Genomic DNA, 18,295 nt, shown 5'->3' on the forward strand with positions numbered 1-18,295 from the left:
CCCTTAAAGGCAAATCAGGAGGCAGACATGGCCAGCGATCCAATCGACGCGCAAACCCTCGACAAGCTCGCGCAGGTCGCGGTGCGGGTGGGGCTCAACTTGCAACCGGGTCAGGATCTGGTGCTCACCGCGCCGGTCGAGGCGCTGCCGCTCGTGCGCAAGATCGCCGCCGAGGCCTACCGCGCAGGGGCCGCGACCTTCACGCCGATCCTCAGCGATGGCGAGATCACGCTGGCACGGTTCGAGAATGCGCAGGATGCCAGCTTCGATCACGCGCCGGGCTGGCTCTACAAGGGCATGGCCGAGGCCTATGCCGGAGGCGCGGCCCGCATGGCGATCGTGGGCGAGGACCCGATGCTGCTCTCCGAGCAGGACCCCGAAAAGGTCGCGCGCGCCGGAAAGGCCAATTCCATCGCCTATAAACCCGCGCTCGAGAAGATCGCGAATTTCGACATCAACTGGTCGATCGTGAGCTATCCGACCGCAGCCTGGGCCGCGCGCGTCTTCCCCGACCTGCCCGAGGCCGAGGCGGTGGCGAAGCTGGCCGCGGCGATCTTTGCCGCCTCGCGCGCCGATCAACCCGACCCGGTCGCCGCCTGGGACGCCCATAACGCCGCGTTGCGCACGCGCACCCAGTGGCTCAATACCCAGCGCTTTGCCGCGCTTCATTTCCAGGGCGGCGGCACGGATCTCACGGTGGGGCTCGCCGATGATCACGAATGGAATGGTGGCGCGTCGACCGCGAATAACGGCGTGACCTGCAACGCCAACATCCCGACCGAGGAGGTCTTCACCACGCCCCATGCAAAGAAGGTCGACGGCGTCGTGCGTGCGACCAAGCCGCTTTCGCATCAGGGAAGCCTGATCGAGAATATCGAGATGCGCTTCGAGGCCGGCCGCGCGGTCGAGGCGAAGGCCAGCCGTGGCGAGGCGGTGCTGCAAAAGCTGCTCGATACCGACGAGGGCGCGCGCCATCTGGGCGAGGTGGCGCTGGTCCCGCATGGCTCGCCGATCTCGCAATCGGGGCTCCTGTTCTACAACACGCTCTATGACGAGAACGCGGCCTGCCATATCGCGATGGGCCAGTGTTATTCGAAATGCTTCGTCGGCGGGGGCGAAATGAGCCCCGAAGAGATCGCCGCGAAAGGGGGCAACAGCTCGATGATCCATGTCGACTGGATGATTGGCGGTCCCGAGACCGATATCGACGGGATCACGGCCGATGGCGCCCGCGTGCCGGTTTTCCGCAAGGGCGAGTGGGCAGTCTGAGGCTGTTTCAAGTCTGATCGAAAAAGGGGCGCATCCGAGGGGGTGCGCTCATTATTTTAGCGTGACCGCTCGCGGCCTTCATTCTGCTGCGCTGCGGAAAACGGGGCGATTGCCCGGTTCGGGCGCGACCCTCTATCGCTGGGCCGAAGAGGGTGCCATGCCGAAGAAACTATCCATCGTTGTCGTTGAAGCCGAGCCCGAGCGTGCCGCCCTGATCGAGGCGAGCCTGCGCGAAGCCGGCGATTTCGATATTGCGGTGATTTCCGAGACGGCGGGGCTCGCGCGGCGCATCTCGGAGCGCAACCCCGATATGGTGCTGATCGACATGGCCAACCCCTCGCGCGACATGCTCGAGGAAATGGCGCTGGCTTCGGGCCCGCTCGAGCGGCCAGTGGCGATGTTCGTCGACCGCGAAGACGAAGGAATGACCAAGGCCGCAATCGACGCCGGTGTGTCGGCCTATGTCGTGGCGGGGCTGCGGTCAGACCGGATCAAGCCGATCCTCGATGCGGCGGTGGCGCGTTTCCACATGATCCATAGGATGCGCGCGGAACTCGTCGCGACCAAGCGCGCGCTGGAAGAGCGCAAGGTGATCGACCGAGCCAAGGGATTGTTGATGAAGGCGCGCGGCATCGACGAAGACGCGGCCTATGCGCTGTTGCGCAAGACGGCGATGGATCAGGGCAAGCGCGTGGCCGAAGTGGCGCAGGCGCTGGTCACGACAGCGGGACTTCTGGGATGAGCGGCGCGCCGATTTCTGCGGGGTTCATCCCGCTCGTTGACGCCGCGCCCCTGATCATCGCGCGCGAAATCGGCTTTGCCGAGGAAGAGGGGCTCGATCTCAAGCTCTCGCCTGCGCCGAGCTGGTCAACCCTGCGCGACCGGCTTGCCATGGGCCAGATCGAGGCCGCGCATATGCTTTTCCCGATGCCGGTCGCGGCGGCGCTTGGGCTTGGCGGTTTCGGCAAGCGGATCGACATTCTTCAGGTGCTCTCGCTGAACGGCAATTCGATCGGCGTGTCGCGTGAGCTGGCCGAGACCATGCGCGCGAGCGGGTTCGAGTTCGATTTCGCTTGCGCGAAACGGGCCGGGGAGGCGCTGATCGCGGCGCTTGACGGTCCGCTGCGCATCGGCGTGCCGTTCCCGTTCTCGATGCATGCCGAGATGCTCTATCACTGGCTGGGCGCTCTGGGGTTGAAGGCGCCGCAGGATCTCGACGTGCGCACCGTACCGCCGCCGCTCATGGCCGAAGCCATGGCCGCGGGGGATATCGACGCTTTCTGCGTGGGGGCGCCTTGGGGCTCGATTGCGGTCGAGACGGGCGTGGGGGAGCTGCTGCTGCCCGGCACCGCGATCCGCGCGAACGCGCCCGAGAAAGTTCTGGCGGCGCGCCATGACTGGACCGAGGCCGAACCGGACCTGACGCGCCGTTTGATGCGTGCGATCTGGCGCGCGCAGCGCTGGCTCGGGCAACATGAGAACCGCGGCACGGCGGCCGAGATCCTCTCCCTGCGCGACTATCTCGATCTGCCCGCCGAACTGATCGAACGCTCGCTGACAGGCGATCTTGTGATCTCTCCGCGTGGCGAGATGCGCCATGTGAGCGGCTATCTGGAGTTCTTCGCCGGGGCGGCGGCCTATCCTTGGGCCTCGCAGGCGGCGCTGGTTGCGGCACGTCTGGCGGCGCGGATGGGTCTCGGGCGCGAAGAGGCGATGACGGCCGCGCGCGCGATCTGCCGGACGGATCTCTACCGTCGCAACCTTGCCGATCTGGGGGCGGAGCTGCCCGGCGCGCGCGAGAAGATCGAGGGCGCGATGGCCGAGCCGACCGCCGTCGCCACGCAATCGGGCACGCTGATTCTGTCGCCCGACGCGTTTTTCGACGGCTGGATTTTTGATCCTTCGAAATCCTGACGGTGAAAATTTGGGCATATGAAGCGGGTGTCGGAAATTTCAGTCCCTTTGCAGGCGCAGAAATTCCCAAGATCGTTGACGCCGCAGCTGCACAGTGAGAATTCTGATTTATCGAGGCAAGGTCGTCTCGATGAAGACATTCATAGCCGCGCGCCGCAGCGTGGCTTCGGGCAAAGCCGCTCGATCTCAGCGCAGACTTCCACTCCTCCTCCCTGGAAGCGCGCTCGGATCGGGCGGCTTTTTCATTTTCGACGCAAAACGACGACACAGGGACAGTGAACAATGAAAAAGCTTCTGGCAGCTATCGCCACGACGACGATCTTGAGCGCTCCGGCCTTCGCCGAGATGCTCGATGTCGAGAAAGACGAACTGAAATTCGGCTTCATCAAGCTGACCGACATGGCACCGCTCGCGGTGGCCTATGAAAAGGGCTATTTCGAGGACGAAGGCCTCTTCGTGACGCTCGAGCCGCAGGCGAACTGGAAAGTTCTGCTCGATCGCGTGATCGACGGCGAGCTGGACGGGGCACATATGCTCGCCGGTCAGCCGCTCGCCGCGACGATCGGTTTCGGCACCAAGGCACATGTCATCACGCCCTTCTCGATGGATCTCAATGGCAACGGCATCACCGTGTCGAACGAGGTCTGGGCCGAGATGAAGAAAAACATCCCCGTCGACGCCGAAGGCAAGCCGGTGCACCCGATCTCGGCCTCGGCGCTCAAGCCGGTGGTCGAGAGCTACCGCGCCGCGGGCAAGCCCTTCAACATGGGCATGGTGTTCCCGGTCTCGACCCACAATTACGAACTGCGCTACTGGCTGGCCGCTGGCGGTCTGGAGCCGGGCTACTATTCGCCCGATGACGTGTCGGGTCAGATCGGCGCCGATGTGCTGCTCTCGGTGACCCCGCCGCCGCAGATGCCCGCGACCCTGGAAGCAGGCACGATCTATGGCTATTGCGTGGGCGAGCCGTGGAACCAGCAGGCCGTGTTCAAAGGCATCGGCGTCCCGGTGATCACCGATTACGAGATCTGGAAGAACAACCCCGAAAAGGTCTTCGGCATCACCGCCGAGTTCGCCGAGGAAAACCCGAACACGACGCTGGCCATCACCAAGGCGCTGATCCGTGCGGCGATGTGGCTGGATGAAAACGACAATGCCAACCGCCCCGAGGCGGTCGAGATCCTGGCCAAGTCGGAATATGTCGGCGCGGATGCGGAAGTCATCGCGAACTCGATGACCGGCACCTTCGAATACGAGAAGGGCGACAAGCGCGACGTTCCCGATTTCAACGTCTTCTTCCGCTACTACGCGACCTATCCCTACTACTCGGACGCAGTGTGGTATCTCTCCCAGATGCGCCGCTGGGGCCAGATCGCCGAGAGCCAGCCCGACAGCTGGTATGACGAGGTCGCCAAGTCGGTCTACAAGCCCGAAATCTACCTCAAGGCCGCGCAGATGCTGGTCGAGGAAGGCATCGCGGACAAGGCGGATTTCCCTTGGAATACCGATGGTTACCGCGAACCGACCGCCGATATCATCGATGGTGTCGAGTATAATGGCCGCACGCCCAACGCCTATATCGACAGCCTGCCGATCGGCCTGAAATCTGGTCAGACCGTCGTCGGCAACAAGGTCGAAGGCTAAGCCCTCACGCGCGGGCGGGGCCCTGACCTGCCTCGCCCGCCTATTTCAATTCTCTCGCTCACCAAGGACGCACAGCCATGACCGCCATCGACCCTGACGCCCTGACCGCGCAAGAGGCCCGCGAGGCCCGTCGCGAACGTCTCTTCACCCGCATCAACAAGGCAGATGGCTGGTTCAAGGTTCTTGGCCTGAGCTGGATCACGCCGATCTTGCGCGCCTTCGCAGGCGACAATCCCAAGGCTCAGATGAAGGAAATCTGGCAGCTTCTGGGTGTGCCGGTCACCGCGATCGTGCTGTTCCTTGCCGCCTGGGCGCTGCTCGCGCCGAAGGTGCAAACCTCGCTCGGCGCGATCCCCGGTCCTGCGCAGGTCTGGGAGCAGGTGGGTGTTCTTTATCAGGATCACGTCGACGAACGCGCCAAGGCCGCCGCTTTCTACGAGCGTCAGGATGTGCGCAACGCCAAACTCGTTGCCGACGGCAAGGCCGATCGCGTGAAATGGCGCGACTATACCGGCAAGCCGACCTATTTCGACCAGATCTGGACCTCGATCAAGACGGTGTTCTTCGGCTTCGCGCTTGGCACGATCGTCGCGGTGCCTCTGGGCATCATGGCGGGTCTGTCGAAAACCGCCAACGCCGCGATGAACCCGCTTATCCAGATCTTCAAGCCGGTCTCTCCGCTCGCCTGGCTGCCGATCGTGACGATGATCGTCTCGGCCGTCTACACCACCACCGACGGGATGTTTTCCAAATCCTTCCTGATCTCGGCGATCACGGTGACGCTGTGCTCGCTCTGGCCGACGATCATCAACACCGCGCTGGGCGTGGCCTCGATCGACAAGGATCTGGTCAACGTCTCGAAGGTGCTCAAGATGACCACCTGGACCAAGATCACCAAGCTGGTGCTGCCCTCGGCTCTGCCGCTGATCTTCACCGGTCTGCGTCTGTCGCTCGGCGTGGGTTGGATGGTTCTGATCGCCGCCGAAATGCTCGCGCAGAACCCCGGTCTTGGCAAATTCGTCTGGGATGAGTTCCAGAACGGCTCCTCGAGCTCGCTCGCCAAGATCATGGTTGCGGTCTTCACCATCGGCATCATCGGCTTCATCCTCGATCGCCTGATGTTCGCGATCCAGTCGATGTTCACTTTCTCGAATAACCGGTGATCACGATGGCTATTCTCGAATTCGACAATGTCTCCAAGAGCTTCGGCGAAGGTGCAGAGCGCACTGACGTGCTGAAGAACGTGAACCTGAAAGTCGAGGAGGGCGAGTTCCTCGTGCTCCTGGGCTTCTCCGGAACCGGCAAGACGACGCTCGTGAACCTGATGGCCGGTCTCGAGATGCCCAGCCGCGGCGAGGTTCGTTTCAAGGGCAAGCGCATTGCCGGCCCGGGCCCCGAGCGTGGCGTGATCTTCCAGAACTATTCGCTGATGCCCTGGCTGACGGTGGACGCCAATGTCGGCCTCGCGGTCGAGACGATCTTCCCGAACCTGTCGAAGAAAGAGCGTCAGGAAAAGGTTGATCATTACGTGCAGATGGTGGGGCTGGCCCATGCCAAGGCCCGCCGCCCGGCCGAGCTTTCGGGCGGCATGCGCCAGCGGGTGAACGTGGCACGAGCCCTGGCGATGAACCCCGAGATGCTGCTTCTCGACGAGCCGCTCTCGGCGCTCGACGCACTGACGCGGGCGAACCTTGCCGATGAGATCGAGCACATCTGGGAAGCCGACAAGAAGACCTGCGTGCTGATCACCAACGACGTGGACGAGGCGATCGTTCTGGCCGACCGGATCATCGCGCTCAACCCCGATGGCACCCTGGGCGAGGAGTTCAAGGTCACGATCCCTCGTCCGCGTGACCGGGGGGCGATGAACCATGATCCCGAGTTCAAACGCCTGCGCGCCGGCGTCACCAATTACTTGATGGATGTAGGCATGCAGGCCAAGGCTGAGGGCAAACGCCTGCTGCCGGACGTGGTGCCGCTGCACGCGCTGCCCAAGGCCGTGTCGGATGCCGCGCGCTCGGCGCTCGAGGACAAATATCTCGAATATTCGCAGCTCCATAAGATCTACCCGACGCCGAAAGGGCCGCTGACCGTCGTCGAGGATTTCAACCTCACCCTGAAGAAGGGCGAATTCGTCTCGCTGATCGGTCATTCGGGCTGCGGGAAGTCGACCGTTCTCACGATGACGGCCGGGCTTAACGATGTGTCGAAAGGCGGCATCAAGCTCGACGGCTTCGAGGTGAAGGGCGCCGACCCGGAGCGCGCCGTGGTGTTCCAGTCGCCCTCGCTCTTCCCGTGGCTAAGCGCGCGCGAGAACGTGGCCGTCGGCGTCGACAAGGTCTATCCCAAGGCCAGCCGGGCCGAGCGTCAGGACGTGATCGACTATTATCTCGAGCGGGTTGGCCTTGGCGACGCGATGGACAAGCCCGCCTCCGAGATGTCGAACGGGATGCGCCAGCGCGTCGGTATCGCTCGCGCCTTCGCCCTTTCCCCGAAGCTGCTGCTGCTGGATGAGCCCTTCGGGATGCTCGACAGCCTCACCCGCTGGGAGCTGCAAGAAGTGCTGATGGAGGTCTGGTCGCGCACCAAGGTCACCGCCGTCTGCGTCACCCACGACGTGGACGAGGCGATCCTGCTGGCCGACCGCGTGGTGATGATGACGAACGGTCCGCGCGCCACGATCGGCAAGATCACCGAGGTCGACCTGCCGCGTCCGCGCACTCGCAAGGCGCTGCTCGAACATCCCGATTACTATGCCTATCGCGAGGAGATCCTGAATTTCCTCGAAGAATACGAGCACGGCGCGCATAAGAAGGATGCCGCGTGATGGCTGAGCGGCTCGTCATCATTGGCGCCGGCATGGCGGCGGGGCGGCTCCTCGATCATTTGGTCGAGGAAGCGCCGGGCCGCTATGACATCACGCTGTTCAATGCCGAGCCACGCGGCACCTATAACCGCATCATGCTCTCGCCGGTCCTGGCGGGTGAGACGCACTTTGAAGAGATCGTCACCCATGACGATGCCTGGTATGCGCGCCACGCCATCACCTGCCGCTTCGGCGAAAAGGTGAGCGGGATCGACCGAGAGGCGAAGCTAGTGCACGCGCCCAACGGCGATGTGCCCTACGACCACCTGGTGATCGCGACCGGGTCGAGCCCGGTGATGCTGCCCCTGCCGGGGGCCGATCTGGCAGGTGTGATCGGCTATCGCGATTTCGAGGATACCGAGGCGATGATCGCGGCCGCTTCGCGGGGCGGTCGTGCTGTCGTCATCGGCGGCGGCTTGCTGGGGCTCGAAGCTGCGGCGGGTCTGGCCGCGCGCGGCATGGAGGTGAGCGTCGTTCACCTGATGGGACACCTGATGGAGCGCCAGCTCGATCCGGCCGCCGGGTTCCTGCTGCGCAAAGCGCTCAACGATCGTGGTATTCGCGTGATCTGTGGCGGGGTCTCGAAGGAGATCGCCGGAGAAAATGGTCAAGTCCGCGCGCTGATCCTCGATGATGGGACCGAGCTGCCTTGCGATCTTCTGGTCATGGCGGTGGGCATCCGCCCCGCCACCGCGCTTGCGAAAGAGGCGGGGCTCGCGGTCGGGCGCGGCATCCTCGTCGACGATCAGCTCCATAGCTCCGATCCAGCGATCTTCGGGCTTGGCGAATGCGTCGAGCATGACGGCCAGCTCTTCGGACTTGTCGCGCCGCTCTTCGATCAGGCCCGCGTGCTTGCCGACGTGTTGCAAGGCCGCGAGGCTGCTTTCACTCCGCCGGAGGTGTCCACCAAGCTCAAGGTCACGGGCTGCGATATCTTCTCGGCGGGCGATTTCGCCCCGGCCGAGACCCGCGAGGAAATCGTGCTCAGCGATCCCGCGCGCGGCGCCTACCGGCGGCTCGTGCTCGAGGATGGCCGCCTGAAGGGCGCGGTGTTCTATGGCGACAGCCGGGATTCCGGCTGGTTCCACGATCTGATCCGAACCGGTGCCGATGTCAGCGCTCTGCGCGAGACGCTGATCTTTGGCCCCGCTGACCCGCAACCGCAGCCAGCCCCCTATGGCGGGCTGTGCAGCCTGACCGCGTGAGGCTCCGATGACCGATGTCTCTCCCCTCGATCTGCGCCGTGGCGCGCGCGCCTGCGCCGTGGCGACGACCTGCCCCTATTGCGGCGTGGGCTGTGGCGTGCTGGCCGAGCCGGACGGGCAGGGTGGTCTGAAGATCCGGGGCGACAAGGCACATCCGGCCAATGCGGGCAAGCTCTGCTCGAAAGGCTCGGCGCTGGGCGAGACGGTTGCGCTCGATGATCGGCTGCTTGCGCCGCAGGTGATGGGACGCGAGGCGAGCTGGAATGAGGCGCTTGACCTGGTCGCCGCGAAATTCGCCGCGAGCATCCGCGAACATGGGCCCGACAGCGTTGCGATGTATGTCTCGGGGCAGCTTCTGACCGAGGATTACTATGTCGCCAACAAGCTGATGAAGGGCTATGTCGGCACCGCCAATATCGACACCAATTCGCGTCTGTGCATGGCGTCTTCTGTCGCGGGCCATCGCCGCGCGTTCGGAACCGATACGGTTCCCGGCCTCTATGCCGATTGGGAAGAGGCCGATCTGGTGGTTCTGGTGGGCTCGAACCTCGCATGGTGCCACCCGGTTCTTTATCAGCGTCTTGCGGCTGCCAAAAAGGCGCGGCCCACGCTGAAAGTCGTGACCATCGACCCGCGCCGCACCGCCACATCGGATCTCGCGGATACCCATCTCGCGATTGCACCGGGTGGTGACGGGGCGCTTTTCAACGGGCTGCTCGCGCGCATCGTCGCGCAGGGCGCGGTCGATAGCGCCTATGTCGCGCGCCATGTCTCGGGGCTGCCCGAGGCGGTTGAGGCGGCGTGTGCGAGCGATCTTGGTATGACCGGTCTGAGCGCGGAGGAACTCGACGCGTTCTACCGGCTCTGGATCGACAGTGAGAAGGTCGTCACCGTCTACAGCCAGGGCATCAACCAGTCGAGCTCGGGAAGCGACAAGGTCAATGCGATCATCAATTGTCACCTTGCCACGGGCCGGATCGGCAAGCCGGGCATGGGACCTTTCTCGGTTACCGGTCAGCCCAATGCGATGGGCGGGCGCGAGGTGGGCGGGCTGGCCAATATGCTCGCCTGCCATCTCGATATCGAGGAGCCCGCGCATCGTGATGCGGTGCAAGGGTTCTGGGTCAGCCCCGAAATGCCTGACGGGCCGGGCCTGAAAGCCGTCGACATGTTCCGCGCGGTCGAGCAGGGGCGGATCAAGGCGCTCTGGATCATCTCGACCAATCCCGCCGTCTCGATGCCCGAGGCCGACCGGGTGCGTGCCGCGATCGAAGGTTGCGATTTCGTTGTGGTTTCGGACATTACCGCGCGCACCGACACCGCAGAGCTCGCCGATGTGCTGCTGCCCGCGACCGGCTGGGGCGAGAAGGACGGCACCGTCACCAATTCCGAACGCATGATCTCGCGCCAGCGCCGCGTGCTGCCCGCGCCCGGTGCGGCCCGGCCCGACTGGAAGATCATCTGCGACGTGGCGGCGCGCATGGGCTGGGGCGAGGCCTTCGATTTTGACGGCCCGGCTGCGATCTTTCGCGAATATGCAGCGCTTTCGGGGGTTGCAGGCGCACTGGGGCGCGATTTCGACATCTCCGCGCTGGCCGAGATTTCGGACGCCGAGTATGAGGCCCTCGCGCCTTTCTGCTGGCCGCTCAGCGCGCGCAAATCGGGCGGGCGGTTCTTCGCGGATGGTCATTTCTACACCAAGGACAACCGCGCCCGGATGCTGCCGATCACGCCGCGCGCGCCGCAATCGCAACTCAGCGAGGCCTATCCGTTCCGCTTCAATACCGGCCGCGTGCGCGATCACTGGCACACGATGACACGCACCGCGAAATCGGCGCGGCTGAGCCAGCACATGGCCGAGCCCTATCTGGAGCTGAACCCGACCGATGCGGCTGATCTGGGCATCAAACCCGCGCAGCTCGTGACCGTCGAGAGCCCTGCCGGCAGCGCGATCCTGCGCGCGATGGTGAGCGAGCGCATCGGGCGGGGCGAGGTCTTCGCACCCATGCACTGGACCGGTCAGACGGCGTCGGCGGGGCGCATCGATGCGTTGGTTGCGGCCAATACCGATCCCGTTTCGGGCCAGCCCGAGAGCAAGGGGTCGGCGGTCAGGATCCGTCGCTTTTCCGCCGCATGGTATGGCTTTGCGATCGCTCGCGAGGAGATTACCCCGACCAGCCGGTACTGGGCCAAGGCGCGCGCGGCGAAAGGCTGGCGCGTCGAGATGGCCTGCGACGGCGAACCCGAGGATTGGGTCGAGTATGCGCGCGACCTGTTCGACCTGCCCAAGGCTGAGGCCGTGACGCTGCTCGATCCCGCGCGCGGCATCGCCCGCATCGCTTTCATCGCCGAGGGGCAGGTACTTGCCGCATTGTTCGCAGCGCCCGAACCCGTCGCCGTGTCGCGTGCGTTCCTCACCGATCAGATCGGGGCCGAAGCCGATCCCGCGCTGATGTCGGGGCGTCCGGGCGCCGACCGTCCCGATCCGGGCGCCACCGTCTGCGCCTGTTTCGATGTGGGTGTGAACACGATCCTCGCCGCGATCCGCGAGCAGGGCCTGACCTCGGTCGAACAGATCGGGCTGGCGCTGAAAGCGGGAACGAATTGCGGCTCCTGCCGCCCCGAACTCGCCGCCCTGCTGGCGAGTGCCACGCCGGCGCAAGCCGCCGAATGACCGGAGACCTGCCATGACCGTTCTTCCCGTCTCGCTCGCCGATGCCTTCCTGACCCCGGACCGCCGCAAGGGCGGGCGGATCTCGCTTGTCGGCGCAGGGCCCGGTGCGGCCGATCTGCTGACCCTACGCGCGCTCAACCGCCTGCAAGAGGCGGAGGTCGTGTTCTATGATCGCCTGGTTGATCCCGACGTTCTCGAGTTCTGCCCGCAGGCGGAACGGATCTATGTCGGCAAGGAGGTCGGGCGCCATACCTGGCCGCAGGAGAAGATCGACGAAGTGATCGTCGCCGCCGCCCTTCAGGGCCGTCGCGTGGTACGCCTGAAATCGGGTGATCCGGGCGTTTTCGGGCGCGCGACGGAGGAGTTGGCCGCCGCGGCCGAGCACGCGATCCCGGTCGAGATCGTCCCGGGCGTTTCGGCAGCCTCCGCTGCGGGGGCCGCGCTCAACCGCTCACTGACCGAGCGCGGCGCGACCGACCGTCTTGTCTTCGCGACTGCCACCTGCCGTGAGGGCGATGAAACGCCCGAATGGGTTGAGGTGTTGCGCCCGGGCACGACGCTCGCGCTTTACATGGGCGTGCGCAAGGCTCCGAAGATCGCGGCCGATCTGATTGCGGCGGGCGTGCCCGGAGAGGCCGAGGTCGAGATCGTCGCCTCTGCCAGCACTGTTCGCGAGAAAATCGCCCGGACCTGCCTGTCGGAAATGGCGGCGACCATCGCGCGCGAAGAGATCGCCAATCCCGCGATCATCCTTATCCGCTATGCAAAGCCGCTCGCGCAGGTTTGCGTCCAACCGGTTGGCGTGACGGCCCAGGCCTGAAGAATAATAAACCTCATCGTTTCCTAGTCTTGCCGCTCTCCTTCGGGAGGGCGGCCTTTTTTTCGAATCGCAGCCGGGGAAGAGCGGGGCGAACGCCGTTCTCGCGCTGCCGTGAAATTGTGCAGCTTTGCTTCACGCGCGATCAAACGGAGCGGAGAAGGGGCTATTTCAGGTCGGAGCCGGGGTCTTGGTGCAGTTTTCTTTGCAAGCGCAGCATCTCAGGCCGTATAAGAAGATTAACAAGTCTTTGGGCATGGCGCCCGGGCTTTCCACCGCAACGGCGCGGTATTTCTCGTCAAGCGCCCCATGAGGGGCACAGCGGCAACGGGGCTGCACCTTCGGATCGCTCGCGATCCGCGGAGATGCGCCCGTACGTTCTCTCGCATTCTCCGGACGATTTCGGCTTCGGCCGCCCAGTCACTCACGGAGACCGCGCATGGAAACGCAGAAACAAAAACTGGTCATCATCGGCAACGGCATGGCGCCGGGGCGGATGCTCGAACATCTCTTCGATCTCACCGACGCCTACGAGGTCACGATCTTCAACGCCGAGCCGCGGGTCAATTACGACCGCATCATGCTCTCGCCGGTGCTCTCGGGCGAAAAGAGCTATGCCGATATCATCATCCACGGCGAAGGCTGGTATGAAGAGCATGGCATCACCCTGCACATGGGCGAGAAAGTGGTCGGGATCGACCGCGTCGAACGCAAGGTGACCTCGGACAAGGGAACTGTCGAACATTACGACAAGCTGGTGATCGCGACCGGGTCGCAGCCTTTCATCATTCCCGTGCCGGGCAAGGACCTTCCGGGCGTGCTTGCCTATCGCGATCTCGACGACACCGAGGCGATGATCTCGGCCGCCGACAAGGGCGGCAAGGCGGTGGTGATCGGCGGTGGTCTTCTGGGGCTCGAAGCGGCGGCGGGTCTGCGCCTGCGTGGCATGGATGTGACCGTGCTGCACCTGATGCCCTCGCTGATGGAGCGCCAGCTCGACGAAGCCTCGGGCTACCTTCTGCAACGGGCGCTCGAGGCGCGCGGGATCGACGTGAAGTGCCGCGCCAACACCAAGGCGATCCTCGGCACCGACAAGGTCGAGGGCGTCGAGCTGGAAGACGGCTCCGTGCTCGAGGCTGATCTTGTGGTGATGGCCGTGGGGATCCGTCCCAATTCCGGCCTCGCCAAGGAGGCCGGGATCGAGGTCAATCGCGGTATCGTCACCGACGCGACGATGCGCACCTCTGACCACGCGATCTACGCGCTTGGCGAATGCGCCGAGGTCGATGGCCGCGTCTACGGTCTCGTGGCGCCGCTTTACGAGATGGCGAAGGTCGCGGCCCATGCGCTCGCGGGGGAAGAAACCGCCGGATTCAAGCATTCCGAGACCCCGACCAAGCTCAAGGTCACGGGCTGCGACCTCTATTCGGTGGGCGATTTCGCCGAAGGGGAAGGGCGCGAGGACATCGTTCTGCGCGATGCGCAGCGCGGCAGCTACAAGCGCGTTATTCTCAAGGATAACAAGATCATCGGTGCCGTTCTTTATGGCGACGTGGCCGATGGCGGCTGGTTCAACGAAATGCTGCGCGCGGGCACCGATGTCTCGGACATGCGCGAGACGCTGATCTTCGGTCAGGCCCATCAGGGCGGCGGCAGCTTCGATCCGGTCGCAGCTGCGGCTGCGTTGCCCGACGATGCCGAAATCTGCGGCTGCAACGGCATCTGCAAGGGCCAGATCGTGCAGGCGATCACCGATAAGGGCCTCACCGCGCTGAGCGAAGTGCGTGCCCATACCAAGGCTTCGGCCTCCTGCGGCACCTGTGCGAATAATGTCGAGAACCTGCTCAAGGCGGTGCTGGGCGATGCTTTCGAGAAGAAGGCCGAAGGAATGTGCGGTTGCACGCCGCTCGGTCACGGTGAGGTGCGCCGCCTGATCAAGGCCAACCATCTAAAGTCGATCCCCGAGGTCATGCAGGAGCTCGAATGGTCGAGCCCCGAGGGCTGCGCGAAGTGCCGCCCCGCGCTGAACTATTACCTCGTCTCGGACTGGCCGGGCGAATACGAGGATGACTACCGCTCGCGTTTCATCAACGAGCGCGTTCACGCCAATATCCAGAAGGATGGAACCTATTCGGTCGTCCCGCGGATCTGGGGCGGCAAGACCACCGCGGCCGAGCTGCGCGCCATCGCCGATATCGCCGAGAAATACAATGTGCCGGAGGTGAAGTTCACTGGCGGCCAGCGCATCGACTTGCTGGGGATCAAGAAAGAAGACCTCCCCGGCATCTGGGCCGATCTGAACGAGCACGGCATGGTCTCGGGCGGCGCCTATACCAAGGGGCTGCGCACGGTGAAGACCTGCGTGGGACAGGAATGGTGCCGGTTCGGTACGCAGGACTCGATGGGGCTGGGCGTGAAGCTCGAGAAATTCCTCTGGGGCTCCTGGACGCCGGCGAAACTCAAGCTCGCCGTCACAGGCTGCCCGCGCAACTGCGCCGAGGCCACCTGCAAGGACATCGGCATCATCTGCGTCGATAGCGGCTACCAGATCGTCTATGGCGGCGCGGCGGGCCTGCATATCCAGGGCACGACCGAGCTTGGCACCGTCGCCACCGAAGAGGAGGTGATCGAGATCACCGCCGCGATCACACAGCTCTACCGCGAGGAAGGTTTCTATCTCGAGCGGATCTACAAATGGGCGGATCGCGTCGGCTACGACCGGATCAAATCCATCGTGCTCGAGGACAAGGAAGCGCGCCGCGAACTGCATGATCGCTTCGTCTTCTCGCAGAAATTCGCGCAGGTGGACCCCTGGGCCGAGCGCGTCGCGGGCAAAGATGCCCATGAATTCAAACCCATGGCAGAATTCAAGCTGGAGGCAGCGGAATGAACGCGCAAGTCGAAAACTGGGTCGCGATCGGCCCGCTCTCCGAAATTCCCCGCCAGGGCTCGCGCCGCGTGCTCTGGGGGAAGACCAAGATCGCGGTATTCCGCATGTCGGATGACCGTGTCTACGCGCTCGAGGACAAGTGCCCGCACAAGAACGGGCCTCTGAGCGAAGGGATCGTGCATGACGGCTGTGTCACATGCCCGCTCCATAACTGGGTGATCTCGCTCGAGACCGGCTCCGCGCAAGGTGCCGACGAAGGCCGCACCCGCACCTTCCCCGTCAGGATCGAGGACGAGACGGTCCTGATCGCTCTCTGACGACCTCCCAACACAACCAACATCGAGGGACGCAAACGATGTCATATGTTCAACCCAAGGAATTCGCGGCGAAGATGGTCGACGCCGGTGAATCGAAAGTCTTCATGTCGACCAAGGACACCCTGATCCGCGCCTATATGGCGGGGGCGATTCTCGCGCTGGCGGCCGCCTTCGCGGTCACCATCGCGGTCAATACCGGCAACTTCCTCGTGGCTTCGCTGCTGTTCCCGGTGGGCTTTTGCACGCTCTACCTGCTCGGCTTCGACCTGCTGACCGGCGTGTTCACCCTCGCGCCGCTGGCCCTGCTGGCCAAACGTCCGGGCGTCACCGTGGGCGGTGTCCTGCGTAACTGGGGCCTCGTGTTCCTCGGCAACTTCGCCGGTGCGCTGACCGTCGCCGTCTTCATGGCGATCATCTTCACCATGGGCTTCAGCCAGGAACCCAACGCCGTCGGCCAGAAGATCGGCAAGATCGGCGAGGCCCGTACGCTGGGCTATGCCGCCGCCGGTGCCTCGGGCATGCTGACCGTCTTCATCCGCGCCGTGATGTGCAACTGGATGGTCTCGACCGGCGTGGTCGCTGCGATGATGTCGAACTCGGTCTCGGGCAAGATCATGGCGATGTGGATGCCGATCATCGTCTTCTTCTACCTCGGCTTCGAGCATTCGATCGTGAACATGTTCCTGTTCCCCTCGGGCATCATGCTCGGCGGCCAGTTCACCTGGGTTGACTACTTCGCCTATAACGAGATCCCGGTCGTGCTGGGCAACCTCGTGGGCGGCCTGACCTTCGTGGGCGGCATGATCTACGCCACCCACTTCCGCGAAAGCGCCAAGCGCAACGCGGTGAAGTCCGAAGGTAGCGTCGGCGTCCCCGCTGAATAAGCCTTCGACAGCCCGCAAGCCCCGTCACCCTTCCCGGCGGGGCTTGCACCTTTTCATCCTCCCGTCGTGAAAGGCCCGACCGCCATGCCAAAGGACGCCGCCAGCCAGACCCGTCTCGAGGTCACGCTTGGCCAGTTCGCAAGCGCGGGCCGCAAGGAGAGGATGCAGGATTTTCACGGCGCGGCGCTGCCTGCGGGTATCGAGCGGCGTCTCAAGGGGATCGTTCTGGCCGTGGCCGACGGGATCTCCCCGAGCCCCGTGAGCCATATCGCCGCCGAAAGCGCGGTGAAGGCACTGATGGGCGATTATTTCGCGACCTCTCCGGCCGAGACGGTACGCTCCGCGGCCAGCAAGGTGATCGCGGCAACCAATAGCTGGCTTTACGCGCAATCGCGCCATGCCGGTATCGACGAGGCCGACCGCGCGCATATCTGTACGCTGAGCGCGCTGATCCTGAAGGCGCGCCGGGCACATCTGTTTCACATCGGGGATACACGGATATGGCGGCTCTCGGGCGCGACGCTCGAGCCCCTGACCGAGGATCACGCGGCGCCCGGTGGGGGCTGGCTGACGCGGGCAATGGGGCTCGCACCGCAAATCGAGATCGACTATCGCAGCTTCGATCTGCGCGTGGGTGATGTCTTCGTACTGACCAGCGACGGGGTTCACGCGCATTGGGATGCGCGTGCCGTGGCCCGCAAGATCGCGGAGGCGCGCGATCTCGATCAGGCCGCACACGAGATCGCCGAGGCATCGCTCACCGCGGGGTCGCCCGACAATCTCACCATTCAAATCGTGCGGATCGAGGCGTTGCCCGATCCCGAACCCGCCGATCTCATGCCCGAGGCCGCCCATCTGCCGGTGATCGACCCGCCTGCGCCGGGCGACGAGATAGATGGCTATCGCATTCTGCGGGCTTTGCATGGCAATGACCGTTCACATGCCTTTCTCGCCGAGGACGGGGAGGGGCGTCAGGTGGTGCTCAAGTTCCCCGCCTCAGAGATGCGCGAGCGCCCCGACCACCTGCGCGCCATGATGGCCGAGGAATGGATCGCGCGGCGTTTCGCTTCTGCCCATCTGATGACTGCGCCGCCCGTGCGTGAACGCACGGCCTTCTATGTCGCCTCGGATTACATCCCCGGCCAGAGCCTGCGCCAATGGATGCGCGACAATCCCCGCCCGGATGCCGAGAGCGTGCGCGAAATCGTCGAACAGATCGTCCATGGGCTACGGCTGATGCATCGCCGCGAGATCCTGCATCAGGATCTGCGCCCCGAGAATATCCTGATCGGACGCGACGGTGTGGTGCGGATCATCGATTTCGGCTCTGCCTGGGTTGCGGGCGTCGCCGAAGCGGGGCCGGCGCGCGATGAGGATATCCTTGGCACCCAGCAATACAGTGCGCCGGAATATTTCTCTGGCGAGGCGATCAGCTGGCGGGCGGAGATGTTCTCGCTCGGCACCATCGCCTATGAGATGTTCACGGGTCGTCTGCCCTATGGGGCGCAAGTGGCGCGGATTTCCTCCCCGCGAGAGCGATTGCGGCTGCGGTATCGCGCACTTGCCGACCTGCGCCCCGACTTGCCCGAATGGATCGACGCCGCGCTTGAACGCGCCACCCATCCCGATCCCGCGCTCCGCCCCGGAGCTTTGGGCGAGTTCGTTGCCGATCTGCGCCGCCCGGCTGCCGATTACGTCGCGCGCAACCGCCGCCCGCTCATCGACCGCGATCCGCTGGCCTTCTGGAAGGCGCTGAGTGCGGGGCTCGGCCTCGCGGTGGTGATCCTTCTCGCGAACCTTCTCGCATAACCCCGA

The 18,295-nt window shown here is 64.4% G+C and carries 13 protein-coding genes; all 13 read left to right on the top strand.

The genetic code is table 11. The features are described from left to right. Nucleotides 1–27 precede the first annotated feature (27 nt). A complete protein-coding gene (locus tag TP2_RS14260; RefSeq protein WP_038078875.1) occupies nt 28–1,269 on the top strand; it encodes an aminopeptidase in 1,242 nt (413 codons plus the stop codon). 157 nt (nt 1,270–1,426) lie between these two features. Beyond that, a complete protein-coding gene (locus TP2_RS14265; protein ID WP_038078879.1) occupies nt 1,427–2,011 on the top strand; it encodes an ANTAR domain-containing response regulator in 585 nt (194 codons plus the stop codon). After that, a complete protein-coding gene (locus tag TP2_RS14270) occupies nt 2,008–3,183 on the top strand; it encodes a CmpA/NrtA family ABC transporter substrate-binding protein (RefSeq protein ID WP_038078881.1) in 1,176 nt (391 codons plus the stop codon). The genes TP2_RS14265 and TP2_RS14270 overlap by 4 nt, the downstream gene beginning before the upstream one ends. Nucleotides 3,184–3,465: 282 nt before the next feature. Next, nucleotides 3,466–4,827 carry a CmpA/NrtA family ABC transporter substrate-binding protein gene (locus tag TP2_RS14275; protein WP_038078883.1) on the top strand — a complete coding sequence of 454 codons (1,362 nt, stop codon included), beginning with the start codon at nt 3,466–3,468 and terminating at the stop codon, nt 4,825–4,827. A 77-nt stretch (nt 4,828–4,904) separates the two neighbouring features. Next, nucleotides 4,905–5,990, top strand: coding sequence for an ABC transporter permease (locus TP2_RS14280; RefSeq protein WP_038078884.1), 1,086 nt, complete (start codon nt 4,905–4,907; stop codon nt 5,988–5,990). Between the two features lie 5 nt (nt 5,991–5,995). Continuing rightward, nucleotides 5,996–7,654, top strand: a complete 1,659-nt coding sequence (locus tag TP2_RS14285) for an ABC transporter ATP-binding protein (RefSeq protein ID WP_051692688.1) — start codon at nt 5,996–5,998, stop codon at nt 7,652–7,654. Further along, on the top strand, nt 7,654–8,898 hold the full coding sequence (locus TP2_RS14290; RefSeq protein ID WP_051692662.1) for an NAD(P)/FAD-dependent oxidoreductase: 1,245 nt from the start codon (nt 7,654–7,656) through the stop codon (nt 8,896–8,898). The genes TP2_RS14285 and TP2_RS14290 overlap by 1 nt, the downstream gene beginning before the upstream one ends. A 7-nt stretch (nt 8,899–8,905) precedes the next feature. After that, a complete protein-coding gene (locus tag TP2_RS14295; RefSeq protein WP_051692663.1) occupies nt 8,906–11,572 on the top strand; it encodes a nitrate reductase in 2,667 nt (888 codons plus the stop codon). Nucleotides 11,573–11,585: 13 nt separating this feature from the next. Beyond that, complete coding sequence (gene cobA, locus TP2_RS14300) at nt 11,586–12,392, top strand: uroporphyrinogen-III C-methyltransferase (protein WP_051692665.1); 807 nt, start codon at nt 11,586–11,588, stop codon at nt 12,390–12,392. 436 nt (nt 12,393–12,828) lie between these two features. Further along, entirely contained in the window at nt 12,829–15,279 is a 2,451-nt protein-coding gene (nirB, locus tag TP2_RS14305; protein ID WP_038078887.1) for a nitrite reductase large subunit NirB, read from the top strand. Then, nucleotides 15,276–15,596 carry a nitrite reductase small subunit NirD gene (gene nirD / locus TP2_RS14310; RefSeq protein ID WP_038078889.1) on the top strand — a complete coding sequence of 107 codons (321 nt, stop codon included), beginning with the start codon at nt 15,276–15,278 and terminating at the stop codon, nt 15,594–15,596. Before nirB ends, nirD begins: the two co-directional genes overlap by 4 nt. A 38-nt stretch (nt 15,597–15,634) precedes the next feature. Further along, nucleotides 15,635–16,480, top strand: a complete 846-nt coding sequence (locus tag TP2_RS14315) for a formate/nitrite transporter family protein (protein WP_038078891.1) — start codon at nt 15,635–15,637, stop codon at nt 16,478–16,480. Nucleotides 16,481–16,564: 84 nt separating this feature from the next. Next, nucleotides 16,565–18,289, top strand: coding sequence for a bifunctional protein-serine/threonine kinase/phosphatase (locus tag TP2_RS14320; protein ID WP_038078893.1), 1,725 nt, complete (start codon nt 16,565–16,567; stop codon nt 18,287–18,289). Nucleotides 18,290–18,295 lie beyond the last annotated feature (6 nt).

The organism is Thioclava pacifica DSM 10166 (genome assembly GCF_000714535.1).
GTDB classification, from domain to species: Bacteria; Pseudomonadota; Alphaproteobacteria; order Rhodobacterales; family Rhodobacteraceae; genus Thioclava; species Thioclava pacifica.